The following is a 17,685-nucleotide window of genomic DNA, read 5'->3' on the forward strand; positions in this document are numbered from 1 at the left end:
TTGTTCACCGTCGAAGTTCGCGATCACATCATGATCGCTCATTCTTTCCGGGGCGCGGTTTTCGGACCCGCGCAGACGTTGCACGGGGCGACCTTCGTGGTCGATGCAGCCTTCATCGCGGATACCCTCGATAACAATGGAATTGTCATCGACATCGGCCGCGCCCACAATGCGCTTAAGGTGGTGCTGGTGCCACTTAACTACCGCAATCTCGACGACATACCCGAGTTCAAGGGCACCAACACCACTACGGAATTTCTGTCCAAGTATATTTTCGACGGGCTGGCGAAGCCGACCCGAGCTGGCGAACTCGGGCGTCCCGGCCGGGAGCTCAAGGCGCTGCGCATCACACTCTCGGAGTCACACGTCGCCCGCGCGCAGTACGAGGCGCCCTTGTGGTGATTACGTCGTCTTCGCCGTGCCCCGACAGCTTCGTGTGCGAGATCGAACCGCTATCACGCCCGAAATCCACCGCTGGCTGGTCAGACGAAATGCCGCAATCAGCAAAACCGTTTCAGCGGTGCGCGTAGTTCACGTCGACTTCTTTGGCACACCGAGTGCCACGCGTTGAGCTGAGAGGTCGCAATCAAACAGAACATCATCCTCGATCATGTGCACGCGCACGGGCATACGGTGGGCCTGATCGGCCCGCTCGAGCGGCGGCAACTGGATGCCAGGACCTCCGGCGCCCAACATGACGGGTGAGACAGTTACGTGTAGGCGATCGAGACATCGGGCCGCGATAAAGCGCGAAACAGTGTCAGCGCCGCCCTCGATCAGCATGCGACGCATACCTGCCCGCGTCAGCGAGGCTACGATGGTGGACGGAGCTATACTTCCATGTTCGGCCGGCAAGGTCACAACTTCAACCCCGGGACGCGGCGTACAACGTGTGCCCTCTGCCGTGATTAGCAGTCGGCGAACGCCATCATCGGCGAACAATCTCGCATTGGCCCCGAGGCGGCCTCTTGGATCAATCACGGCACGCGCCGGCTGAGGGCCAGCTACTTGTCTGACCGTCAATTGCGGGTCGTCAGCGACGGCAGTGCGAACGCCAACGACGACAATGTCGACGAGCGCACGCAGCCGGTGAAGGTGCTCAATGCCAGCCGGGCAATTGATATATTTTGAATGGCCAGTAGCCGTCGCGATGCGTCCATCGAGCGATTGGCCGACTTGCCCTACGATCATGAGATCGTCCACTTCCCCGTTGCGCAACGGACCAAACAGATCCGCCCAGGCTCGAGGAAGGGGCTGCTGCCCTCTACGAAAACGCTGGACAAAGCTCTCCCATGCATCAGGAGACGCGAATTCACGGGTGCGTAATTTGCCAAACTGCACGGCAGAGATCAAAATTCGGAACCTGTGAACGATCAACGCTACTATCGACCACTCGGCCGCAAAAATCCATCTGATTCCTAGCGGAATGAGTCAGGACTTTCCGTGTTCTACGAACGCGCCCGATAAAGAAGGTCACCCGCGAATGAGCGCCGCGCATTCGTCTGCAAATTCAGCCCTGCTTGGCAACAAGGAATGCCTCAATGTCAGCCGCGCATTAAGCGAGCTGCAGGCGCGAAGACCGATTCGTATTAGCGCATCTGGCGAATCCTTGCTCGCGTTGCCCGTCGACGGGCTTGACGAACAACGCCTGGATGATTTTGCGGTCCTGTGCAGTCCGAACGCGCCGAAACTCGTCGTCACGCAACAGCGAGCGCGCTCGATCGGCATCAAGACATCGACCGCAATGGCGTTACCACTTTCCCGAGCAGTCGGCGTGAGCACCATCTTCAACCTCGCTGCCAGCGCCAAAAACGAGGGGCATTTTGCAGGAACGGCGGAGGCTGCAAGTCATGCCGCCATGGCGGCAATCCGGCTCGCTAAATTGAGCCGCAGCCTTCCGGCGGCTCTCGTAGCGGACGTGCTGCCGAATCTCGACGACGACCTGATGCAGTTGATCGCTACGGTCGAAGCGGACGCGGTCAATCGGTTTGCCGCGGACGCGACAAATACTCTTGCGCTCGCGAGCGAAGCAACGATTCCACTGGCGTCGGGCAGAACGGCGCGCTTTGTCGTGTTTCGGGATGCTCTCGGCGTGGACCAGGTCGCCATCATAGTTGGAAAGCCAGATTTTACCCAACCGGTGCCGGTTCGGCTTCATTCGGCATGCTTGACCGGAGACGTGTTCGGCTCGAGGCGATGCGACTGTGGCGACCAGGTTCGGCTGGCCCTCGCTCATCTAGAAAGCCTCGGCGGCGGCGTCATTCTCTATATGGCGCAGGAAGGCCGCGGTATCGGCCTTGCGAACAAGATGAGAGCCTATCGACTGCAGGACGGCGGGCTCGACACGCGTGATGCCAACACGACGCTCGGCTTCGAAGACGACGAGCGCGACTATGGCGTTGCTGCGCTGATGCTACGAACCCTGAATTGCACGCGGATCGTCCTGCTCACCAACAATCCAGCCAAGCTCGATGGGCTCACAAAAGCCGGAATCGAGATCGCTGCCCGCGTCGCGCTGGAAGCGCCGGTCACCCCCCACAACAAGCGGTACCTAACGACGAAGGCGGTACGCTCCGGTCACCATCTCAGGGGCGATCTCCAGCCGGACCGCCGGATTGAGCGCGGAGATTGACCGGCTGACGAGGTAATCGAGAGAGCGGCTGTCTGCATAATCGAGAGAGCGGCTGTCTGCATGTCGCGGATGGGTCAACGGACTAAACCGCTCGCGCGGTAGGGCACACGGCTGGCAGCGGAGCCCAGGCGATAGCGCAACGGGGGGGCCGGTCTTGAGATGAGGGGTTCGCGACCTTCACCCAAGACAGGAGCATCCCATGACCGACGAGGCAATGAGCCCGTTGCGCCGGCGCATGATCGAAGACATGACGATCCGCAAGTTCGCGCCGAAGACTCAACATGACTACGTGCAAAGGGTCAAGAATTTCGCTGCATTCCGGTCATCTCGTCGGGCGCAGCAACACTTCCCGCCCAGCTCTGGCTGGGCGGGACCGCATGGACTGAGCAGCACGGCAGCTTCAGCCGCGCTTAGCGGCCGCGACGTAGCCGGCCGTGACCTCGTCCTTGTGGGCGGCGAAGGCTGTCAGTACCTCAGCCTTCTCGCGTCGGGGGACCTTCGCGAAGTCCAGCGTCCGTCCAAGTTCGGCTGCGACCTCATCGAATTCGGCCGGAGAGATCCTGAGATTCCGGTGGGCCTCCTCTAGGCCAACAGGCGTCTTGCCGGGCTTGGTGGCGGTGAACTGGAAAGGCCCACCGGAAACGTTGCAGACCCACAGCGTCCGCATGAACTTGAGACCGGGTAACCTATTTAGGTTCTTGGTGTGCCATTCCCGCAGTTGCGGGTTCTTGGACTTCTGGCCGACGATGGGATTCTTCACGACGGCGTCGCTGAAGTGATCGATCACCGCCGCGATGGCGAATGCGCCCCCAAGCCGATCATACAGACTTTTCTCAGACGTGGGTTCCTTCGTGGTTTGCTTTGCTTGCGCGTAGGCGTTATCAGCCCCCGCTAAAGCGACTGGGGCGGCGCTCAGCGCCAGACCAGCGACCAAGCAGCTTCGTCTTGTGACGGAATTCGAAAGGTCCCGTACCATTGGTTGTCCTCCTTGGTTATGTTCGAAGGCATTCCCATCTCGCGCCGCGTGCGCGCCGCACGAACTCGGTATTGTCCGGTGCCAACGGGTTCATCCGCAGTCGCTGAACCTGTCGCTTGGCGCTTGTGCCTCGCTGCCCACCTTGGATGGTATTGAAAGGAAAAGGTTCCCGTCAAAAACTGGAGGAGTGTCTCACCCAGAGGACTGCAGGACGCAATGGCGAAACGTTCGAGAACGTCTGCATTGGTCCAAATTCGGAAGTGTCCCTGCTTGAACAGCAGGTCCGTTATACTCTCACGAACGTCAGGCCGCCCCCGGCTGGTCCGTGCCGTACGGCCTTGAAAAGGGATGGCACCTATTATTGCTGCGACTACTGCGGGCTGGAGGTTGTTAGAGTCAGTGTCGGCGACGATAGATCGGTGATGAGCGCTACGGCGGGCGCTTTCGTTGTAAATGTCCTTCGGAGCGCTAGGAACGACCACGTAGTGGCCGAGTTAAGTCGCCAAAACCCACTGAGGGAGGAAGCCATGGCCCGCGCTACAGCCCATCCGGATCATCAATGCATCTCAAGCGAAGACATTCATGGAACCGAGGTTTATGGGGCAGATGGAAAGAACATCGGTGAGATTGATCACCTCATTATCGACAAGGTGTCAGGTCGCGTGGCCTATGCCGTCATGAGCTTTGGCGGATTTGTTGGGTTAGGCCACAGCCATTACCCCATCCCGTGGGGCGCTCTAACATATGATACGTCGCTCGGTGGTTTTCGAACCAGTATCACCGAGCAACAGCTGAAGGATGCGCCCGAGTTCAGTGATGACTCCTGGCAGGATAGAGACTGGGAAACGCGTACCCACCGGTACTACGGGATGCCTACGTACTGGGAGGGGCGCGGTGGCCTATAACGCTAGGCAGCGCTCATTCCCAGTTGCCAATTGAGTCGTTGAAGAACTGGTCGACCGGCCCCGGGGAATCGCTGAGAAGCGGGAAGTAGCCTAGCCCCAATCGGGCAGACCCGCCGGGCGTGTATCGCCAATCGAGTCAAGGACGTCCTTGACCGGTACAAGAGCTTCGTTCGGTGAAACGCCAGAGGGCCGATCCTGGCACGCGACGATGAGCGCCATCTCGCGGGAATGCGGATCTGCATGGTCCGTGCTCCTCGCGCGCCCGTCTCCTGCACCACCGAGATTGCCTAGCCGCGTAGCGTCTGGAGGGCCGGCCGCCGTTCGTTCTTCATCATCAGCATCGAGATCATTCCTGCCGGACGAGTCCCTTGGCCCATCGCCCGCTCCGGCTGCTAACACAGGGCAGGGCTTCGAATTAGCCGGTCAGCGGCTTCCCACATGTTCCGCCGCCCTGGGCGCAACGGCAATCAGGGACGGTCGCCATTTTCTTCGCTCGCTGGGTCGGCGGCTTGAGGAGGAAAGACGGTTGGGGTTCTTCAACGGAAGGCTTTGCATGCATCGCCGCTCTTGCTCTCGATCTTCGGCATGGCGCGTGGCCCGTGGTTGTGGAGTGCCTCCCGCCTGCCAGACAACACTTTGGGATCGGCGCTCTTCGGCTGCTCGGCTACTTTGGCGAGCCGGGCGCGCAGTAACGCGAGCACGGCGGCTTCCTCCGGCTTCAGATTTTCGACAGCGCTCCGAAGCTCGCTCTCGGCTTGTAACTTGGTCTCGAGGACAACGTTTCCGTCCATGTAGACGTTCAGCACCTCCGGATGGATGTAGCACTTCCTGCAGATCGTCGGCGTATTGCCGAGCCGTGCGGAGACTTTTTCGATCGCGCTGCGAAGATTGCGCTTGGCCTGAGCGGCACTGTCGAAGCTCTCAAGTTCGCTCAAGGCCATGGCCGCCAGCACCGTCCCCGCCCAGGTTCGGAAATCCTTTGCCGTAATGTCTTTACCGGTAATTGCCTTGAGATACTCATTCACGTCGGTCGATGTGACATTCTGGCAATTGCCTTGTTCATCGATGTACTGAAGGAGCTCCTGCCCGGGGAGCTCCTGACAGGCCCTAATGATCTTGGCGAGCCGCCGGTCTCGTACGTGCAGCGACCATTGTTTGCCGCCTTTACCAGTGAATCGGAAACGGACCTCGTTTCCCTCGATGGCCACGTGCCGGTTCTTCAACGTGGTCAGGCCATAGCTGTTGTTCTGCCTGGCGTAATCGTCATTCCCTACACGTATCAACGTGGTCTCCAAGAGATGTACGACGGTTGCCATAACTTTTTCGCGCGGCAGACCGCGCAATGCCATGTGCTCGCGTACTGTTTCCCGAATGGAAGGCAGGGCGTCTGCAAATGCGACCACATGCTCGTATTTCGTGCTTTCCCCGCACCTCGCGGAAGCGCGCATGGTAGCGATATTGCTTGCGACCCTTTGCGTCACGCCCGGTTGCTTGGATGTGGCCATCCGGAAACGGGCAGATCCACACGTCAGTCCAGGCGGGCGGGATCGCGAGTGCTCGTATCCGCTTCAGCGCGTCAGGCTCGAGCCTCGAGCCGTCGGGTCGTGCGTAACTGAATCCCGTCCCCGCCTTCTTGCGCCGAATACCGGGCCGTTCGTCGGAAACATAACTCAGGCCCGCAGATTCGGCGGCATCCCGCGGGTCGACGATCGCCTGCGCGCTATTCGGTGGCTCGACCAGCGACACACCGCCTCCTATCCTGCCTCCAAATGAACCTTTCTGATGAAAGGGGTTCCCTGAGGGGCATAAGCTGTCAGACAACGCCACCCTTTGCACTGGCTCGAAGAGCGGGCGCCGCTGAAGCTATGGGTCAATCGGCTCTGCGGTAGCGCCCGCCGCGCCTTCCCGTGGCCGGTTTCACCCCGCCACTCCGGCGGGTAGGCTTTGCCGGGCGCTCGGCGGCGACGCTTCGCCGGAGCGCGTCCATGAGGTTGACGACGTTCTCGCGTAACGGCTTGACTGGAGGGGCCTGTGCGGGACGCTTCGCCTGTTTCCTGCGCAGGATGCGCACCAGCGCGCTGCGATAGTGATCCTCCAGCATAGCAGGATCGAAATCGGCCGACTTCGTCTGGATGATGTGCTGCGCGAGCTTCATCATTTCGGGCGGCAGCTTCATCTCGGGAATCTCGCTGAAATATTCCGACTCATTTCGAATCTCGTGCGCGAAGCGCAGCGTTGCGCCGCGGAGGCCGCGGCCCGTCGGCTCGAGTAGAAACGGCCGCTCGCGTGAGGACAGCACTACGCGCGCAAGGCCGATAACGGCCTCTCGGCTCATCGCATCTCGGATCACCGCAAACGATTCTTGACTGATCTCCTCGCGGGGCATGATGTAGTACGGCTTCTCGAAATATCGCGAGTCGATCTGCCCGGCGGGAAGGAAGCGCTCGATTTGAATTATGCGCGTGTTCTGCGGCCGCGGGAAAGTGACGGCTTCCTCCTCCTCCTCTTCTTCACCATCATAGTCGGCGGTGCCCTCTTTGGCGGCCTCGTCGTGAAGGCTGCCGGGAACGGTTGGCGGCCTTTCACGGCGGGGCGGGGCGGCAAGCTCCACCTCACCAGCCGCCGGGCGCTCGCGTCGCGCCTGTTCAAAGGTCTCGGTCCTCGACCAGTATAAATTCCTTCTCGCCGACCTCATAGCCGCGCGCCTTGTCCGCTGCGTCTATGGCTTGGCCGGTAACGGAATCGATGAGTTTCTGTTTGAGGCGATGGCCTGTTCGCCGGTTGACCTGCCGGAAGGAGATCCGCTCGACGGCCGAGCTTGCGGGATAGAGCGCGATAGGACACGAGACGAAGGACAGCTTCAGATAGCCCTTCCAGTAGGGTCGGGATGCCGGCATCGGAAACCCCAACGCACAAAGGGTACAATAGCCGATGGCCAAGCCCGCGGTGTCAACGGACGGAAGGGTCAGGAGTTTCAGGGTGGCCCGTGTTCCACGTCTCTTACAGGAATGTTCCGATGGTCCTGCGGAGATTCGAGCCCGCCGCTGCTACGTCCTGCGTCAAGCAGGCTCGATGCTCAAACGTCGAGTTTCAACGGCATCGGACAAACACGAGCTCAGGGCAGGACCGCTTTTGAATCAAGGCAGACGCGCTCAATAGCGCACCAAACAGCTCTTTAAACCGTCGGACTCCGCGCTTCAGCCGCGTTACCTGAGAGCGTGGGGCCCGCGCTCAGGGACAACGTCTCCACCGAACCGTAGCGAAGACTTGTTCTCGTTCAGAAGCTGGCTTCCTCGCTCGAGGAACTAATTCGGGCGCGATCACGCAACTATCGGCGGCCGTTCAACTGCGGCGATTCGGCAGGCGCGAGCGGAAACGAAATCGTGATCTTGGCCGTTGTCGGGTGTGGCGCGTCCTTGCCACGTTGAAACCACGAATCGGCAAAACCCCATGCGCCACAGTTCCGACTTGCAGGATGGTTCTGGAGAGATTGTGCGGCATGCGGCCAACGCGAACGCCAGCGACGCCGATTCGGAACAGCGCCGGCCGGCGGGGGTTTCCGAGCGTAACAGGTCCGATGGGCCCCCGTCTCCCGAGGCCGCCGGCGCGCGGCAGGACCAAGCGGGAAGCTTACGCAGTGCGACGGCTGGGCGGGCCTTATTCAGTGCCATCAAGTCGGACCTGATGACGTTTGGGCAATATCTCACGCAATTGCGGGGCGCAGCCCTGGCTAAGTGGCGGCGGAAGGCGGACCAGTGCGGCAAGCGCACAGCGATGAAAGGTGAGGGGGAAGTGAAGCGCCGCAGTATCGCCATCGTGGCGTTCATCCAGGGCATGGTCATGGCGACGCTGGTTGTGGCCATCGTGATCACCGCTGGCATACTGTGGGCGCTGTACAGCGCGCCCTCCGCTGACACGCCGGTGCGCTTCGACCGGCATTCCCTTCTGCTGAAAGCGGCGGACGGCCGCCCGATCGGACGCGCCGGACCTCTCGCCGACGCAGCTGCCCGCAACGCCTTCCCGGACCTGCTCGTCAAGGCGGTGCTGAGCATCGAAGATCGCCGCTTCTACCAGCATGTCGGGATCGATCCCCTCGCAATGCTGCGCGCGGCGACGGTGAACCTCGATTCCGGCGGGGTCATCCAGGGCGGGAGCACAATCACCCAGCAGCTCGTGAGGCTGCGCGGTCTAGTCGGGCGCGAACAGTCGATCAACCGCAAACTGCGCGAGGCATTCGCAGCGCTATGGCTCGACTTTCACATGGATAAGGACGCGATCCTCACCGAATACCTGAACCGCGTCTATCTTGGCGGCGGAGCCTACGGAGTATCGTCCGCCGCGAGCGTGTATTTCGGCAGGAGCTTGGCCGGGCTTTCCTTGGCTGAAGCCGCCATGCTCGCCGGTCTTATTCAGGCGCCTTCGGGGTACAATCCAATCCGCAATCCTGAAGCCGCGCGTCAGCGGGCCGCGCAGGTGCTCGATGCCATGGTCGCAACCGGAGCCGTCGACGAAAGGACCGCCTCGGAAGCCAAACGCGCGCCGGCCGAGGCAAAGACCGTTGCTGAGTTTGCGCCCGCCACCTCCTGGTTTGGCGACTGGATCGCCAGGCACGAGTATCCAAAAGTGGCCGGCAAAGATGCGCGCACCGTCACAGTGCGAACGACGCTGGTGCCCGAACTGCAACAAACGGCGGAACGGATCATCGCAGACGCGCTGAAGACGCCGGGGCGCGGCGGGCCATCACAGGCCGCGCTTGTCGCCATGCGGCCCGACGGTGCCGTTGTCGCCATGGTTGGCGGGCGCGATTACGATGAAAGTCAGTTCAATCGTGCCGCGGACGCGCGGCGCCAACCCGGCTCCGCGTTCAAGCTGTTCGTCTACTATGCTGCCCTGCGTAACGGGTTTTCGCTTGGCGACGTCGTTGATGCCTCGCCGCTCCGGGTCAAGCGCTGGGAGCCGCAGAATTTCGGCGGCCGCCACTACGGCAGGATGACTCTGGAGCAGGCTTTCGCGCAGTCCGTCAACACGGCGGCGGTGCGGCTCGCGACCGATATCGGACTCGACAAGGTGATTGCTGCGGCGCGGGATCTTGGCATTGACGCGCCGCTGCCCTCAGTCCCCAGTCTCGCCCTTGGCACCGCCGAGCTGACGCTCGTCGACCTTGCCGGCGCGTTTGCATCAGTGCGTGCAGGCCGGCGGGTCGACCCGTTCGGAATAACGGCATTCGGCCCGGAGAACGAGGGACTACGCACACTCGGCGCGCCTACGGGCGCTGAGTTGGCGCTTCGCGAAGAGCTGGTGACACTCCTGCGCGGCGTGGTGACGGGCGGCACCGGCCGAAGCGCTGATACCGGCGGCTTCGTTGCCGGCAAGACGGGTACCAGTCAGGATCATCGCGATGCCTGGTTCATCGGTTTCAACGAAGCGCTTGTCGTTGGCGTGTGGGTCGGCAACGACGACCAGTCTCCGATGCGGGGCGTCACGGGAGGATCCTTACCGGTGCAAATCTGGAGCCGTTTTGTGGAGGCGGCGGGCGCGGTCGCGCAGAAAACCGGACCGCGCGTTGCCGCCGTGGAGCCTGCGCCGGTTACCGCACCGGAGGGGAGCTCGGCTACGGAACGCCAAGGCAGCGCGGATCCGGTTCAATGCGATGTCGAGATGTGCGCGAATGCCTACGACGGCTTCCGCGAGTCCGATTGCACGTACCAACCGCGCCGGGGCCCGCGAAAAGTGTGCGCGATCCCGCCGCAGTCGGCGGCGATAACCGCGGAGACCAGGGCCCAACTTACGAGCAACCCCTCCTGCAACGTGGATGTGTGCTCCCGCCGGTACCGATCGTTCGACCAGACGGACTGCAGCTATCAGCCGTATGGCGGCGGCTCGCGTCGTTTCTGTGACGCAGAGCGATGAGGAATCCACGTGGAGACATCAAGAGTCGGCGCTAACTTTCGTGCGCTACTAACCTGTTTCGGAGGTTCGCTCGATGACTCGCCGCAACAAAAGCGGAGCGCTGAACGGCCAGCTCACATAGCCGGCAAATTGTCATGGCATCTGAAAGTCTGCGTATTATTCGTAAGGGCTACTCGTCCGCTACATTGCAAGCACGGCGTCGAGAGGCGGTCGAAGCCTGCCATGGCATCCACGCCTTCACGCGCTCGCTCCCTACCCACCTGATCCCGAAGAGCATTCGCGTCAATGCGGTTGCGCCCGGGCCGGTGTGAACCCCCTTCAATCCCGCAGACAAGGATGCAGACAGCATCGCCAAGTTCGGCGGAGACACGCCCATCCGGGATGTGCAATAGGCCCCAGCGACGCGCGAGGTAGGTCCGGCCCAGAGATGAAGGGTGCCGGAGCCATCACCTCAGCGAATCGTATCGTGTTCTGGCTCATGAACATCGTCTTGCAGCCGTGTGGTGCACCGCGTGGCGGCCGCCTCGATTCACGGGATACCTTGTTCTCTCGCTGTCAAAGGACGATTTGTCAGCCAGCCCGGCCCCGCGCCATCGCGATGGCGACCGCCCTCGCAGGCCGTGAACCACGCCACCACGGCTCCAAGCAATATTGAAGCCGCGACCGAAAATGCCGCGATGATGGCGCTGCGCCGCGAACGGGCAATGGCGCTCTTGGCGCTGGCGATGATATTGTCGACGCGGCGTTCGACGTCGGGGCCAGCCAGTCCGGTAACGCCGTTCACCAGCTGCACCAGATAGGTGCGGTCCTCGGCCGCGACGCCGCTGTGGCTGGAGGAGGCGAGCAGGATTCGTCCGGCTTCGGCACGCTCCATCGCCGTCTCAGCATTGGGCGTTCGTCGCGCCGGACGGAACAGCCGGTCGAGTTCGTAACTCAACATCGGCTCCGCCGCGCTGGCGGCGGGCACGGTTTGGGTGGAAGGCGCACGCGCGAGGGTCGCGCTTCCGACCAGAGCGGTGATGAGCACGGTCATGACGACGGCGATGGCCCAGGCAGCCAGGCCGTGGAGGCCGTTCCTGAACTCGAGATCACCATCAGCGGCAGGCATGGTCGTTCGGATGCGGCCGGCGACGTAGCCGCCGACGCCGAAACTGACCAGCGACACTAATATCAGATAGACGCCCGATAGCAGCCAAAGCGCCACCGAGGCGTCGCGCCAGGTCGGCGCGGAGGATGCCACGCCCAGTCCGATGGCCGTTCCGAAGGCGATCAGAACGGCGGAAAGCGCCGTTGCGATCAACGCTCCTGCGATGGCAGGCGTCCAGCCTAGATATCTTGGAGCTGCGATATGGCCGGGATCGATCCGTTCCTCTTCGATCGTGTTCATAGCAATCGGCTCAACGAAGCCCAAAGAAGGAAAGGATGGCGAGGATTACTACGATCAGTCCAACAAGATAGATAAGCTGGTGCATGTCCCGCTCCTGGTTAATGAATTGGCTGGAATGCAGGCGCGGCACATCGTGGGCCACGCCTTCAGCGCAGTCTCCATACGCTTCCTCTAACGTGCACAATTCGGGAGAGCGAACCCTGTTCCAAGCCGGTAAGGGGACGGGGCTTCTCCATCGGCCGCCGGCCGGATCGATTGGCTAAATAGGAAGGTGCTTAGCGCAAGCCGCCGCAGAAGCAGTTGTCAGCGCTTGACCTTCGCCAGCGGGCCGATGGCCCGAGGACTGATCGGCTGGCCGCCGACATCGAACGTCGACCCGTGGCACGGGCAATCCTAGCAGGTCTCAAAACTGTTCCAGTGCAGGTCGTAACCAACATGGGCGAGCCGGGCAGACCGATGTCGCCGCAGTTTTTTGTGGCGCTTATCATGGAATCGCTCTGTCGCTGGACGTCGGCGCAGGGCTGATGATGCTGCTCTTCCACAGTCACCGGAAGGGCTAGGGCGATGCTGTATAAGTGGACCGGCTCGTTGTGGCCCAGCAGTTGCCGGGAGAGGGTGCCCCAACGACGGGGTGGCGGAGCGACGCGCCGTGCGCGGTCTCGGCCTGCAACCTTTCTAGGAACATCGCCGGTCCTTTCGCGTTTGGCCCGCTGGAGAAACAGGTGGACAATGCGCTCGCTCGAACCGCAAAGGCTTGAGCGCAGAGGGAGGAATTCGCATGCAAGCAGCAGACGCAATCGCCGAAGCCGAACAGGCTGCCGAGCGGAAAAAGCAGACCGGCGCGAACCACGTCGATGAGATGGCCAAAGCCGTCCATGGCGCGGCCGACGAGCTCGGGCAGCAATTGCCGAAGGCCGCCGAGTTCGTCCACGCCGCGGCTTCGCGGCTCGAAGAAGGAGCCGGTGCGCTTCGACGGCGCAGCGTCGAGGATCTCATGAGGACCCTCAACGATTTCGGGCGCAAGGAGCCTCTGGCCATCTTCGGCGGCGCGGTGCTCGCGGGATTCGCGATCTCCCGCTTTCTCAAGAGCTCCGCCGACAATCGACAGAGCTCGGCCGACAATCGACGCTGAGGAGAGACGTCATGCCCGTTTCGAACCATCCGAGGTCGGTACCTGAAATCATCGGCGATCTCTTCTCCCAACTGACGACGCTCCTTCGCAAAGAGACCCAGCTCGCCCGCACTGAGATGTCGGAGAACATGCTCAGCATCGGTCGAGGTCTCGGCCTGATCGTCGGAGGCGCCGCGCTCCTGATTCCTGCCCTGGTCATCCTGCTTCAGGCGGCAGTCGCCGCGCTCACCGACCGCTACGACATGGCGTCCTACTGGTCCGCTCTCCTAGTCGGAGGAGCGGTCTTGATCGTCGGGATCGTTCTCCTACTGGTCGGCGTCAGCCGACTGAAAATCGAAAATATCGTGCCGAACAAAACCGTCCACCAGCTCCAGCGTGATGCATCGGTGGCAAAGGAACAAGTGAGACGGGACCATGAGCCACGCCGAGCAGCTTGAACGAGAGACTGAACAGACCCGAGCCGAGATATCGAGCACCCTGGACGAGTTGCGCGCGTGCATGACTCCCGGACACGTGCTCGACCAAATGGTCGACCGCGTCAGCGAGGGCGCCGGCGCAGCCTTCACGCGGAACTTGAAGGACCAGACCGTCAATAATCCGCTTCCGGTGATGCTGATCGGTGCCGGCTTGGCGTGGCTCATGCTGGGCTCGCGCGGGACTTCGGCCGGCGGCTTGATGCGCGGCACCGCAGACCGTCTGCGCAATGCAGCGGGGGACGCGGCGGACAGCATGCGCGAAGCGACCGATGCCGCCAGCAGGACGGCATCCGACAAGAGAAGCGAATGGGGCAACGCGGCGTCCCGGCTCGGCAAGGAGGCGAGCGCGAACCTTAGCTCGACCGCCGAGCGCGCCAGAGAGTCCGCCACCGAGGCGGGGAGTAGCGTGCGGGAAGCTGCCGGCTCGGTGGCTGAGTCGGCGCAGCAGGCCACCTCCGATGCCGCCGGCGCAATGCGAGATACTGCCGGCTCCATGACAGACGCCGCGCAGCGCTCCGCAGCCGCAGGATACGAAGCGGCCGCCGACAGTGCACGCCGAACGGCCTCCACCCTTTCGGAATCAACGAAAGCCGTAGGGCAACGGACGTGGCAAACGGGCAGTACGTTTCTCAATCTCTGCCGCGAACAGCCGCTGATGCTGACCGGGCTTGGAGTTGCGGTCGGGGCAATGATCGGGGCTTTGCTGCCACCGACCGAAACCGAAGATCAGCTCATGGGGCAGACGAGCGATCGCGTGAAGGAACGCGCCCAGGATGTTGCGTCGGAGCAATACCAAGGCGTAAAGGAGGCCGGCGAGCGCGTCGTTGAGGCGGTCCAGGACGAAGCCCAACAGATGGCGGGGAAGGAGGAGGACGGATCGAAGGACGAGATGGCCGGACACGCCAAAGCCCATGAAGCCAGCTTGGCGCCCGAGCAACAGGAACAGGCCGACCCCGAACGGAAAGGACAGCCCTGGAAAGCCGAAAATGCGCCCCTCTGACCAAGGGCAACTTCCTCGGATAGACGACCGCCCGCCGATTTGGGCCACCGTGACCACCGTAGCCCTGTTAGTAGCCGGCTTTCGGCCGCGGCGGTTTTCGTCGATACCAGTCGATCACACGCGAAGGCGCCCGGCATCGGATGAAGGGCGCGGCCGCCTCGCAAGCGCGCCCTCGGAGATTTCGGCGCGCGGATGGAAGGACATTTTGTTCCGGGTTTTGCACAATATCTCCGAACACCGGATCATTGCTCTGGCCGCCGGCGTGACGTTCTACACTCTGCTGGCCATATTTCCTGCCATCGCGGCTCTGGTTGCCGTCTATGGGCTGTTCTCGGACCCCGCAACGCTCACCGTTCATCTGGAGAAACTGTCGGGTTTGCTGCCAAGCGGTGCGATCGACGTCATCCGGGACGAACTCACCCGGGTCACATCCCAGCGTGGCAGCACGCTCGGGCTGGCCTTCATCGTCGGGCTTGCCGTATCCCTGTGGAGCGCGAACGCGGCGATGAAGTCGGTCTTCGATACCCTCAACATCGTCTACGCCGAAACAGAGGCGCGAAGCCTCATCAAGCTGAACGCCATCTCGCTTGCGTTAACCGCGGCCGGCATCGTCTTCATGCTCGTGGCCATCGCCGCATTGGTCGTTCTGCCGTCCGCACTCAATTATCTAGGCTTGTCGGAGTTGACAGAATTTCTTGTGAGGGTCGGCAGCTGGCCGGTGCTGCTCGCTGTTCTCACGTTCGCGCTTGCGATCGTGTATCGCTACGCACCATCCCGCGAGAAACCGCGATGGCAGTGGATCACGTGGGGGAGCGCCTTCGCCGCTTTCGCGTGGATTGCGGCGTCCATGCTGTTCTCGTGGTACGCTGCGAATTTCGGGAGCTTCAATCGGACCTACGGTTCCCTTGGCGCGGTCATCGGCTTCATGACCTGGATCTGGTTGTCGGCGATCGTGATCCTGATCGGGGCAGAACTCAACGCCGAAATGGAGCACCAGACCGCACGCGACACGACGACGGGAGCGGCCGAACCAATGGGAGCTCGTGGTGCTCGCATGGCCGATACCGTTGGACCGGCGCAGAATTGGCGGGCAGATGACATGCCGCGGCGTGTCAGTTGAGCTTTGATATCGCCGCTCCCATCCGAGCACCCGGTGAAGTGCTCACAGTCCGATGTCCTGATTGTCAATATGTGCCATCACCAGGCCGAGGTCCCGCAGATCGACCAGAGGTCGGGGCGATGGTGGTGACAAGACGCCGAGGCGGCGGTCACGTCGGTCTCGTTTTAGGCTTTTCACGCCTGCCGGCGACCCGGTCGTGTTTCAGCGAACAACGGCGGGTGGTCGGGGAGGGCGCTCTGAATGAGAAACGGTCCCAGCACGGAGGTGGCTGGGACCGCCACTTTCTCCCGGCTTGTCTCAACGATCCCCCGGGAGCGATGGGTTCGACTCTCAGCAACGCTGCAGCTTCCTAAGAATGGCCCCGACGCAGGGCTGCTGGCTCAATGATCTTCCGCGTTCGGTTCACTATTGGGCAGACGTTGCCATCTTTTCCGCTTCTATCGGAACGCATGATGGTACCCACTACCCTATCCGGCTGTTAGGAAGGTAATACTTGGATGGCCTCGGCGCATGCCTCGCGCTGGGGCCATTTTTATCAACCTTTACTGTTTGCTGCGATCGACTTCCGTACCTGTGGGGTTCGGAGATGGCGGCGTCGGACGGTTGGTCGTCGCCGCTCCCGTGGTCGTGCCGAGCTCGGTGTTGGTCTTGCCCGAGGGCCCCGCAGGCTTGGCCGGCTGGGTCTGCTGCGCGGTGTCGCTGGGCGGCGTGATGCCCGCCTGGTCCGCGCTGTTGTTATTCAAGCCGTAGAACACGATACCCAGCACAGCTGCGATGGCGATGGCGTAGATTGCGACCTTGGTGCCGCTGGCGGGACCTTCGGCGAGCTGGGGATCGGCTTGCAGCTCATTATCGCGACGCCGCATTTCCTCTTCACTCCGGCCCGCACGATGGGGATCGTCCGGATTAGGTTGGTATGCCATGAATCCGTTCCTCCGGTAGCGCCCCAGTTAAATGGTCGGCGCTCGCGGATGTTCCTCGCCAATGTTGCGACCACCGGCCACACCACTCGTCCCCAGTGGTCCGACGGCGGGCTGAGGCGCACTCGTCTGTCCGAGTTACGGCCGGTGTAGCGCGGAATTTCCGCCGGCGGTCTCTTGTACCATTCGCAGCCTCATTGAACTTGGCACGGTCGTGCCGCGCTTCCGGCGGTAGCGACGTGACCGTGTGACGAATGTCGGCCGGGATCGTCAGCCCGCTGTCGAGCGGGTTGTTTGCCCATTCCCAGAAGCGATCGAAAATCGTCCATCAAAGGTCCCCCCGAAGGCCTCTCAAGAATGGATGGCGCACCTTGCCTTCACCCGATTTGGCTCGAGACTCGATTTCCGCGAGCAATTCCGGCTCAATCTGCCGCGCCCCGATGGGCAGCAGCTATCGCGGACCTGGAGACGACGCCTTCCAGTCCGACGTTGCAGGCGTGCGCGAACATCTCTTTGCCATCAACCTCGAAGCTTTCGCTGAATTGGATCGCCGTCTTCTCGATTAACTTTCTAAGATGCGCCTTGCGCTCGATCAGCGGCAGCTTCCGCAGGTCCTGGCCGCTGAGATAGATCAGGTCGAAAGCAACCAAGACTATCCTTGTTGACTTGCCGCGCAGCTCGTTCTGTAGCACCGAGAAGTCCCGTGGTGCCATCGGCGCCGGGTGCCACCACCTCGCCGTCGATGATCGCCCTGCCTGCGTTGATCAGGTAGGCATCGGCCGCGCCTTTGCTGAAACGCCTGGTCCAATCATTGCCGCGCCGGGTGAAAACCTTGATCGCGTCATTGTGGATATGGATCTGGACGCGGCAGCCGTCGAACTTGATCTCATGGATCCAGCGATCGCCGGATGGCACCTTCTCGATCGACGTAGCCAGCGCGGGCTCGACGAATCCGGGGGAGGGCGCCTTCACGCCGATCGCCGCCACGTTTTTGCGCTGAAACGCCACGCCCAAAACTCCAACTCAACAAATTAGATCGTTTCAATTCTCCGGGCCGTATCGTTCCTGAATTGCTGTGCTGCTCCAGCCTGGGAACATTCGGAAGCAACAAGGATTCTCCCTTCGTCACCGGATGAAACGCAACGGGAGGGTGAGCGTAGCAGTCAGTAAACCGGTAGGCGACAACGCGAGGAAGGCGCGGTTAAGAAGCGATCGCAAGTGAAGGTC

At 62.0% G+C, this 17,685-nt stretch carries 14 protein-coding genes and 3 pseudogenes; 9 read left to right on the forward strand and 8 right to left on the reverse strand.

Features of this window, described 5'->3' with window-relative positions; translation table 11 throughout:
* Positions 1 to 402: a 6-pyruvoyl tetrahydropterin synthase family protein gene (locus ACFXS9_RS42560; protein ID WP_392699571.1), complete on the forward strand. Its 402-nt coding sequence runs from the start codon at positions 1 to 3 to the stop codon at positions 400 to 402.
* Positions 403 to 531: 129 nt separating this feature from the next.
* On the opposite strand, the gene ACFXS9_RS42565 is transcribed toward ACFXS9_RS42560, so the two are convergent.
* Entirely contained in the window at positions 532 to 1,353 is an 822-nt protein-coding gene (locus ACFXS9_RS42565) for a RibD family protein (RefSeq protein ID WP_392699573.1), read from the reverse strand.
* A gap of 256 nt (positions 1,354 to 1,609) precedes the next feature.
* On the opposite strand from ACFXS9_RS42565, the gene ACFXS9_RS42570 reads away from it, so the two are divergent.
* The gene (locus ACFXS9_RS42570) at positions 1,610 to 2,632 is read left to right on the forward strand and encodes a GTP cyclohydrolase II (protein ID WP_392699575.1); all 1,023 of its coding nucleotides are present in this window, start codon (positions 1,610 to 1,612) and stop codon (positions 2,630 to 2,632) included.
* A gap of 400 nt (positions 2,633 to 3,032) precedes the next feature.
* Here the strand turns inward: ACFXS9_RS42570 and ACFXS9_RS42575 are convergent, their stop codons facing one another.
* Positions 3,033 to 3,566 carry a group 1 truncated hemoglobin gene (locus ACFXS9_RS42575; RefSeq protein ID WP_392699577.1) on the reverse strand — a complete coding sequence of 178 codons (534 nt, stop codon included), beginning with the start codon at positions 3,564 to 3,566 and terminating at the stop codon, positions 3,033 to 3,035.
* A gap of 569 nt (positions 3,567 to 4,135) precedes the next feature.
* On the opposite strand from ACFXS9_RS42575, the gene ACFXS9_RS42580 reads away from it, so the two are divergent.
* The gene (locus tag ACFXS9_RS42580; protein WP_171580195.1) at positions 4,136 to 4,513 is read left to right on the forward strand and encodes a PRC-barrel domain-containing protein; all 378 of its coding nucleotides are present in this window, start codon (positions 4,136 to 4,138) and stop codon (positions 4,511 to 4,513) included.
* 536 nt (positions 4,514 to 5,049) lie between these two features.
* On the opposite strand, the pseudogene ACFXS9_RS42585 reads toward ACFXS9_RS42580, so the two are convergent.
* The 3 genes and pseudogenes from ACFXS9_RS42585 to ACFXS9_RS42595 form a co-directional block, all read right to left on the reverse strand.
* A pseudogene (locus tag ACFXS9_RS42585) lies at positions 5,050 to 6,253 on the reverse strand (DNA topoisomerase IB).
* A 130-nt stretch (positions 6,254 to 6,383) separates the two neighbouring features.
* Complete coding sequence (locus ACFXS9_RS42590; RefSeq protein ID WP_392699579.1) at positions 6,384 to 7,124, reverse strand: Ku protein; 741 nt, start codon at positions 7,122 to 7,124, stop codon at positions 6,384 to 6,386.
* A gap of 34 nt (positions 7,125 to 7,158) precedes the next feature.
* Complete coding sequence (locus ACFXS9_RS42595; RefSeq protein ID WP_392699581.1) at positions 7,159 to 7,410, reverse strand: Ku protein; 252 nt, start codon at positions 7,408 to 7,410, stop codon at positions 7,159 to 7,161.
* Positions 7,411 to 8,305: 895 nt separating this feature from the next.
* Here ACFXS9_RS42595 and ACFXS9_RS42600 point away from each other — a divergent pair.
* Positions 8,306 to 10,423 (forward strand): PBP1A family penicillin-binding protein, encoded by a 2,118-nt coding sequence (locus ACFXS9_RS42600; protein WP_392699583.1) that lies wholly within the window; start codon positions 8,306 to 8,308, stop codon positions 10,421 to 10,423.
* Between the two features lie 134 nt (positions 10,424 to 10,557).
* Positions 10,558 to 10,803: pseudogene (locus ACFXS9_RS42605) on the forward strand (SDR family oxidoreductase); the annotation flags it as partial.
* A 149-nt stretch (positions 10,804 to 10,952) separates the two neighbouring features.
* Here the strand turns inward: ACFXS9_RS42605 and ACFXS9_RS42610 are convergent.
* Positions 10,953 to 11,810 (reverse strand): hypothetical protein, encoded by an 858-nt coding sequence (locus tag ACFXS9_RS42610; protein ID WP_392699585.1) that lies wholly within the window; start codon positions 11,808 to 11,810, stop codon positions 10,953 to 10,955.
* A gap of 778 nt (positions 11,811 to 12,588) precedes the next feature.
* Here ACFXS9_RS42610 and ACFXS9_RS42615 point away from each other — a divergent pair.
* From ACFXS9_RS42615 to ACFXS9_RS42630, 4 genes are read left to right on the forward strand one after another with little or no spacing between them, the layout of a single operon-like run.
* The gene (locus tag ACFXS9_RS42615) at positions 12,589 to 12,942 is read left to right on the forward strand and encodes a hypothetical protein (protein WP_392699587.1); all 354 of its coding nucleotides are present in this window, start codon (positions 12,589 to 12,591) and stop codon (positions 12,940 to 12,942) included.
* An 11-nt stretch (positions 12,943 to 12,953) separates the two neighbouring features.
* Positions 12,954 to 13,379 carry a phage holin family protein gene (locus tag ACFXS9_RS42620; protein ID WP_392699589.1) on the forward strand — a complete coding sequence of 142 codons (426 nt, stop codon included), beginning with the start codon at positions 12,954 to 12,956 and terminating at the stop codon, positions 13,377 to 13,379.
* The gene (locus tag ACFXS9_RS42625) at positions 13,357 to 14,418 is read left to right on the forward strand and encodes a DUF3618 domain-containing protein (protein ID WP_392699591.1); all 1,062 of its coding nucleotides are present in this window, start codon (positions 13,357 to 13,359) and stop codon (positions 14,416 to 14,418) included. The genes ACFXS9_RS42620 and ACFXS9_RS42625 overlap by 23 nt, the downstream gene beginning before the upstream one ends.
* Positions 14,405 to 15,538, forward strand: a complete 1,134-nt coding sequence (locus ACFXS9_RS42630) for a YihY/virulence factor BrkB family protein (protein ID WP_392699593.1) — start codon at positions 14,405 to 14,407, stop codon at positions 15,536 to 15,538. Before ACFXS9_RS42625 ends, ACFXS9_RS42630 begins: the two co-directional genes overlap by 14 nt.
* Positions 15,539 to 16,080: 542 nt before the next feature.
* On the opposite strand, the gene ACFXS9_RS42635 is transcribed toward ACFXS9_RS42630, so the two are convergent.
* On the reverse strand, positions 16,081 to 16,461 hold the full coding sequence (locus ACFXS9_RS42635; protein ID WP_392699595.1) for a hypothetical protein: 381 nt from the start codon (positions 16,459 to 16,461) through the stop codon (positions 16,081 to 16,083).
* A gap of 325 nt (positions 16,462 to 16,786) precedes the next feature.
* Positions 16,787 to 17,466: pseudogene (locus ACFXS9_RS42640) on the reverse strand (DNA ligase).
* Between the last annotated feature and the right edge of the window lie 219 nt (positions 17,467 to 17,685).

The sequence above is a fragment of the Bradyrhizobium sp. RDI18 genome, assembly GCF_043203335.1.
GTDB lineage: Bacteria > Pseudomonadota > Alphaproteobacteria > Rhizobiales > Xanthobacteraceae > Bradyrhizobium > Bradyrhizobium retamae.